The sequence below is a fragment of the Bartonella sp. AA81SXKL genome, assembly GCF_042196945.1.
Classification (GTDB): Bacteria; Pseudomonadota; Alphaproteobacteria; order Rhizobiales; family Rhizobiaceae; genus Bartonella.
The window spans coordinates 1-518 of record NZ_JBHIRH010000444.1; the positions used below are offsets into that span (position 1 = coordinate 1).

General features: G+C 46.7%; 1 pseudogene. It reads left to right on the plus strand.

What is annotated here, in order from left to right:
• Positions 1 to 518, plus strand: a pseudogene (locus tag ACFINZ_RS12160) (phage tail protein); the annotation flags it as partial.

Genomic DNA, 518 nt, shown 5'->3' on the forward strand with positions numbered 1-518 from the left:
TGGCAAAATATTCGCGGCTCCCTTGCGGCAATAGAGATAGGGCTTGAATGGCTAGGGATTTCGGCACGCTTTCAACCTGCCTGGACGGGGCGCGCATGGTGGAATTCCTTTCAACTTGATTTTGATCAGTTGCCTGAACGCAAAAGCCTTGAAGCCATTGAAGCGATTACCGACCTTTCCAAAAGTTTGCGCTCTGATTTTCGTCGTGGGACCTATGGTTATAATGTGCAAGCCATGGAAGGCAATATGTCACGCCTCGATGATAGCATGTTGGAGTATGAAAGCGGTGTTCGCTTAACAGCTGGGGACACTTTGTTTTCCTTTGGACGCACAACAGAAATCAATCATACCCTCACAAAAGAAGAAGGCAGGCTTATTGGCAATTGGATAGATGATGGGGATGAAGAGTTAAGCTGGGACCTTATTGATTATCCATGGGATATGGCAAATTTTCCGTGGTGTTCGGTCAAAAAACATGAACGCGATATACTCATGGCAGAGTGGTTTAGCAACCGCAC